The sequence below is a fragment of the Phenylobacterium sp. genome (assembly GCF_030693805.1).
Taxonomy (GTDB): domain Bacteria; phylum Pseudomonadota; class Alphaproteobacteria; order Caulobacterales; family Caulobacteraceae; genus Phenylobacterium.
Genome location: NZ_JAUXZW010000216.1, coordinates 1 through 5,611, shown reverse-complemented (window position 1 = coordinate 5,611; position 5,611 = coordinate 1). Strand labels below are relative to the sequence as shown.

Genomic DNA, 5,611 nt, shown 5'->3' with positions numbered 1-5,611 from the left:
GGGCGCTTGGCTTTGCGCGGGGCGGCCTGGGACGGCGCGGCCATGGCGAGCGCGGCGGCCGCCAGCATCAGGGTGCGGATCATGCGATATTGGTAAACGCAGGCCGCGCGCGCCGCCAGTCCAAAGCTCAGCGCGCCGCGGCCTTCGCCGCCAGTCTGTCGGTGACCCGCGTGCTCACGAACTTCGACACGTCGCCCCCCAGTTGGGCGATCACCTTGACCAAGCTGGAGGAGATCGCCTGGTGCTTGGGATCGGCCATCAGGAACACTGTCTCCACCTCACGGTCGAGTTGCTGGTTCATGGCGGTCATCTGGAATTCGTACTCGAAGTCGGCTGAGGTGCGCAGGCCGCGCACGATGATGTCGGCCCCGACCTCGCGGGCGTAGTGGATCAGCAATCCCGAGAAAGGCTGCACGACGATCTTGTCGCCTGCGCCGATCGCCTCGCACTCGGCGACGATGATCGCCACCCGTTCTTCGAGGGTGAACAGTGGTCCCTTGCCCTCATTACGCGCGACGCCGATGACCAGCTTGTCGACCAGCTTCACCGCGCGACCGATGATATCGGTATGCCCGTTGGTGAACGGATCGAAAGTGCCCGGATAAAGACCGACGCGGCTCATGCAGCCCATTCCCCCTACTTGCGCCCGCTTCGGCTTTCGCCGCGCGCCGTTCTGTTGGCAAGCCAATTCTTGCACGGCGGCAACGCATTACGGAAGGACGCTCTTGCTGAGGAGCAGCGATCAGGTTTCGTCGGTCGCCTCGGGCTCGTCGCCGTCCGCCACGTCGTCCTCCGGCTCCTCGCCAGCGTCAGCCAACCGTTCCACGGACACCACATGCTCGTCCTGGGCGGTGCGGAATATGGTGACGCCTTGGGTGTTGCGTCCGGCGATCCGCACCTGGCTGACAGGCGTGCGGATCAACTGACCGGCGTCGGTGACCAGCAGCAGCTGATCGCCGTCGTCGACCGGGAACGAGGCCACCAGCCGTCCGCCGCGCTTGGTCAGATCGTGGGCGATGAGCCCCTGCCCGCCGCGGCCCGTGCGCCGGTAGTCGTAGGCCGAAGTGCGCTTGCCGAAGCCTTCCGTGGACACGGTGAGGATGAACTCCTCGGCCGCACCCAGCTCGGCGATCCGTTCGACGCTGAGCGAGGTCATGCCTTCGCCTTCGGCGTCTTCTTCGTCGGGAACCACGGACTCTTCCGGCTCGCCGCTCTGGGCGGCCAGCATGGCCTTCTCGTGCCGCAGATAGGCGATGCGTTCGGCGGGCGTCGCGTCGACGCCGCGCAGGATGGCCATCGAGATCACCGAGTCCAACTCGGCCAGGCGCACGCCGCGCACGCCGGTGGACTCGCGGCCGGCGAACACCCGAACCTCGTCGACCGCAAAGCGGATGCAGCGGCCGAGCGCGGTGGTCAGCAACACGTCGTTGGCGGTGGTGCAGACGCCCACCCCCATGATCGCGTCGCCCTCATCGAGCTTCATGGCGATCTTGCCGTTGCGGTTGATCTGCACGAAGTCCGACAGTTTGTTGCGTCGCACACCGCCCGAGCGGGTGGAGAACATCACGTCGAACTGATCCCACGTCGCCTCGTCCTCGGGCAGCGGCAGGATCGAGGTGATGGTTTCGCCGGGTTCGATCGGCAGCAGGTTGATGAACGCCTTGCCGCGCGAGGTCGGTGTGCCGACGGGAAGGCGCCACACCTTGAGCTTGTAGACCTTGCCGCCGGACGAGAAGAACAACACCGGCGTGTGCGTGTTGGCCGAGAACACCCGGGTGACGGCGTCCTCTTCCTTCGTCGACATGCCCGAACGGCCCTTGCCGCCGCGATGCTGGGTCCGATAGGTGGCCAGCGACGTGCGCTTGACGTAGCCCGAGTGGGTCACGGTGATCACCATGTCCTCGCGGGTGATCAGGTCCTCGTCCTCGACGTCGGCGTCGCCTTCGACGATCTCGGTCCGGCGCGGCACGGCGAAGGCGGCGCGGACCTCGGTCAGCTCCTCGCGCACCACCGCCATGATCCGGTCGCGCGACGACAACATCTCCAGGTGACCGCTGATCGTGTCGGCCAGCGCACGCGCCTCGCCGAAGATCTCGTCGCGGCCAAGGCCCGTGAGCCGCGACAGCGTCAGCGCCAGGATGGCGCGGGCCTGTTCTTCCGTCAGGCGCACGCGGTCGCCGCCGACCAGTTGGGTGCGCGGATCGGCGATCAGCGCGATCAGGGGCATCATGTCGCCGGCCGGCCAGTCGCGTGCGACCAGGCGCTCGCGCGCCTCGGTCGGATCCTTCGACGAGCGGATGATGTGGATCACCTCGTCGATGTTGGCGACGGCGATGGCCAGACCAACCAACACGTGGCCGCGGTCGCGCGCCTTGTTGAGCTCGAACTTGATGCGGCGCACGACGACTTCCTCGCGGAAGTCGACGAAGGCCTTGAGCATGGTGTGCAAGCCCATCTGCTCGGGGCGGCCACGATTCAACGCCAGCATGTTGACCCCGAACGAGGTCTGCAGGGGCGTGAAGCGATAGAGCTGGTTCAGCAGCACCTCGGCCGAGGCGTCGCGCTTCAGCTCGACGACCACACGCATGCCGTCGCGGTCGCTTTCGTCGCGCAGGTCGGAGATCCCGTCGATGCGCTTCTCGCGCACGAGTTCGGCGATCCGCTCGACGAGGGCGGCCTTGTTCACCTGATAGGGAATCGCCGTGATGATGATCGCTTCGCGATCCTTGCGGAGCTCTTCGATGGCGGCCTTGCCGCGCATGATCACGGAGCCGCGCCCGCCCATCAGTGCGGTGCGGGCGCCGGTGCGCCCGATGATTTCGCCGCCGGTCGGGAAATCCGGTCCCGGCACGATGTCCAGCAGGTCTTCGTGGCTGATCTCGGGATTATCGATAAGGGCCAGACAGGCGTCGACGATCTCGCCCAGGTTATGCGGCGGGATGTTGGTGGCCATGCCGACGGCGATGCCGCCCGCGCCGTTGACCAGCAGGTTGGGGATCCGCGACGGCAGGACCGTCGGCTCGCTCTCCGAGCCGTCGTAGTTCTCCTTGAAGTCGACGGTGTCCTTGTCGAGGTCGGCCAGGATCGACATCGAGGCCTTGGTCAGGCGGCACTCGGTGTAGCGCATCGCGGCCGGCGGATCGTTGTCGACCGAGCCGAAGTTGCCCTGGCCGTCGATCAGCAACAGACCCATGGAGAACGGCTGGGCCAGCCGCACGAGGGTGTCGTAGATCGCGGTGTCGCCGTGCGGATGGTATTTGCCCATCACGTCGCCGACCACGCGGGCCGACTTCACATAGGAGCGATCCGGCGTGTGCCCCTGCTCGTTCATCGAGAACAGGATGCGCCGGTGCACCGGTTTCAGCCCGTCACGGACGTCGGGCAGCGCGCGGCTGACGATCACGCTCATGGCGTAATCGAGGTAGGAGCGCTTGAGCTCGTCCTCTATGGCGATAGGAGCGATGTCCCCGCGCCGGCTGTCGTCCGGAGGGGTCGTGGTTTCGTCGGTCAAGGGAGGGGTTCAGTCGTCAGAATCGGACACAGGAACTTGTTGGTTCTGTTAACATTGACAACCCCAGCGCGGCAACGTCCACCGGCCGCTCAAGCCCAGGAAAACGCCTCATGAGACTGATCGCCCTCAGCATCGCCGCGATTCTTGCGGCCGGCGCCGCCGTTGCGGCCGATTCGCCGGCCGCCGTGACCGTGGACGTGAAGAACGCCGCCGGCGAAAGCCTGGGCCAGGCGACTATCTCCCAGGCGCCGAACGGCGTCCTGGCGCGCTTCCAGCTCAAGGGCCTGACGCCAGGGTGGCACGGCCTGCATTTCCACGAGAAGGGCGACTGCTCGAAGGCCGACTTCACCAGCGCCGGCGGCCATGTCCACGACAAGGCGACGATCGTCCACGGCCTGCTGAACCCCGACGCCAACGATTCCGGCGACCTGCCGAACCTGTACGCCGGCGCCGACGGGACCGCGACCGCCGAGGTCTTTACCCCGTACGTGACGTTATCCGGCTCGACCGGGCGGTCGAAGCTCGCCGACGCTGACGGCTCGGCCATCGTGGTCCACGCCGCTCCCGACGACTATCGCACCCAGCCGATCGGCGGCGCCGGCGCGCGCATCGCGTGCGGTGTGATCGCCCCCGGCGCCTGATGTCGCTGATGCTCGGGGAGCCGGCGCCGTGGTTCACCGCGGCGACGCCTTCGAACCCGGAGTTCGCCCTCGACACAGCGGGCGGCCGCTTCGTGCTGCTGTGTTTCCTGCCCCCGGCGCCCGAGGCGCGCGTTCCGGCCATGCGTGCGGTTGCGGCCCGCCAGGCGTTGTTCGACGACGCGCGCGCCTGCGTCTTTTTCGTCGTGCCGCAGGCCCATCCCGCCGGCGCCCGCGACCTGCGCGGGCTTCGCTGGTTCCTCGACGAAGACGGCGCGGTCGCCCGCCTCTATGGCGCGCTGGAGCCGGACGGCTCCGCACGGCCCCAGTGGGTGCTGCTCGATCCATCGATGCGGGTGCTCTCGATCGCGCCGATCGAGCGAGCGGAAGCCGTCATCGATCAGGTCGCCGCCCTCCCCGCGCCCGGCGATCACGCGGGTGTCGCCCTGCACGCGCCCGCCCTGGTCGTCCCAAGGGTGTTCGAGCCCGAACTCTGCGCCCAGCTGATCGCCTTGCACGAAGCCGACGGCGGCGCATTCACCGGCGTCATGCGCGACATCGACGGCCGTACGGTCGCGGTCATGGACGAAGCCAAGAGCCGGCGCGACATCTGGATCCACGACGAGGCCCGGCAGGGAACGCTGCGCGGCGCACTCGAGCGCCGCCTCTTCCCGATGCTCCAGCGCGCGTTCCAGTTCGAGGCTGCGGGGATCGAGCGCTATCTGGTCAGCCGCTACGCCGCTGAAGAAGGCGGCGTCTTCCGCGCCCATCGGGACAACACCACCAGGGGCACCGCGCATCGGCGGTTCGCCTGCACGATCAACCTCAATGACGACTACGAAGGCGGCGACCTGCGCTTTCCTGAATTCGGCCCCGGGCTCCACCGTGCGCCGGTGGGCGGGGCGGTGGTTTTCTCCTGCTCGCTGCTGCACGAAGTGACGCCGCTGACGAGAGGATGGCGCTACGCGTTCCTTCCGTTCTTCTATGATGCTGCCGGCGCAGGCGTGCTGGCGGACTATCGCGCCACCCTGACCGCAGGCGATGCGAGCCGAGACCAAGCCTGATCTGGCGCAAGCGGCGCGCCATTGGCTAAAATGCCCGCCGGTTCGGGCAAGTGGGGCGGGACAGATGGGTCTGGGTTTCGGAGAGGCTGCGCCCTACTTCGCCGGCGACACGGCCGCCAATCCGCGCTTTCAGTTCTCCTCCGTCGCCGGGCGTTTCGTGCTGCTGGGCTTCGCGCCGCCGAATGGGGCGGCCGTTGCATTGGATGTGTTCCAGCGACGTCGGCCGCGATTCGACGATATCAACCTTGTCTGTTTCATCGTCGCCGTCGACCAGGCGACGATCGCCCAAGCCTTAGACGACACGCCGGGCCTCAGATGGTTCCGCGATCCGTCCGGCGCGATCGCCGAGGCCTATGGCGAGGCGTCGGATTCGGGCCGCTGGCTGTTGCTGGCGGCGG

General features: G+C 67.6%; 4 protein-coding genes and 1 pseudogene. 3 read left to right on the top strand and 2 right to left on the bottom strand.

Annotated elements, in window-relative coordinates; all coding sequences use genetic code 11:
• Positions 1-127 precede the first annotated feature (127 nt).
• Positions 128-622: a pantetheine-phosphate adenylyltransferase gene (gene coaD, locus Q8M88_RS08445; RefSeq protein ID WP_305596325.1), complete on the bottom strand. Its 495-nt coding sequence runs from the start codon at positions 620-622 to the stop codon at positions 128-130.
• A gap of 120 nt (positions 623-742) precedes the next feature.
• Positions 743-3,409, bottom strand: a complete 2,667-nt coding sequence (gene gyrA, locus Q8M88_RS08440; protein WP_371132652.1) for a DNA gyrase subunit A — start codon at positions 3,407-3,409, stop codon at positions 743-745.
• 212 nt (positions 3,410-3,621) lie between these two features.
• Here gyrA and Q8M88_RS08435 point away from each other — a divergent pair, with 212 nt between their 5' ends.
• The 3 genes and pseudogenes from Q8M88_RS08435 to Q8M88_RS08425 all read left to right on the top strand — a co-directional run.
• Positions 3,622-4,152, top strand: a complete 531-nt coding sequence (locus tag Q8M88_RS08435) for a superoxide dismutase family protein (RefSeq protein WP_371132651.1) — start codon at positions 3,622-3,624, stop codon at positions 4,150-4,152.
• On the top strand, positions 4,152-5,213 hold the full coding sequence (locus Q8M88_RS08430) for a 2OG-Fe(II) oxygenase (RefSeq protein WP_305596321.1): 1,062 nt from the start codon (positions 4,152-4,154) through the stop codon (positions 5,211-5,213). The genes Q8M88_RS08435 and Q8M88_RS08430 overlap by 1 nt, the downstream gene beginning before the upstream one ends.
• Positions 5,214-5,277: 64 nt before the next feature.
• Positions 5,278-5,611, top strand: a pseudogene (locus tag Q8M88_RS08425) (2OG-Fe(II) oxygenase); the annotation flags it as partial.

Bases quoted from the DNA above. Each gene is read 5' to 3' on its own strand.
- Q8M88_RS08430 (WP_305596321.1), top strand. From the start codon at position 4,152: ATGTCGCTGATGCTCGGGGAGCCGGCGCCGTGGTTCACCGCGGCGACG.
- coaD (WP_305596325.1), bottom strand. From the start codon at position 622: ATGAGCCGCGTCGGTCTTTATCCGGGCACTTTCGATCCGTTCACCAAC.
- Q8M88_RS08435 (WP_371132651.1), top strand. From the start codon at position 3,622: ATGAGACTGATCGCCCTCAGCATCGCCGCGATTCTTGCGGCCGGCGCC.
- gyrA (WP_371132652.1), bottom strand. From the start codon at position 3,409: ATGAGCGTGATCGTCAGCCGCGCGCTGCCCGACGTCCGTGACGGGCTG.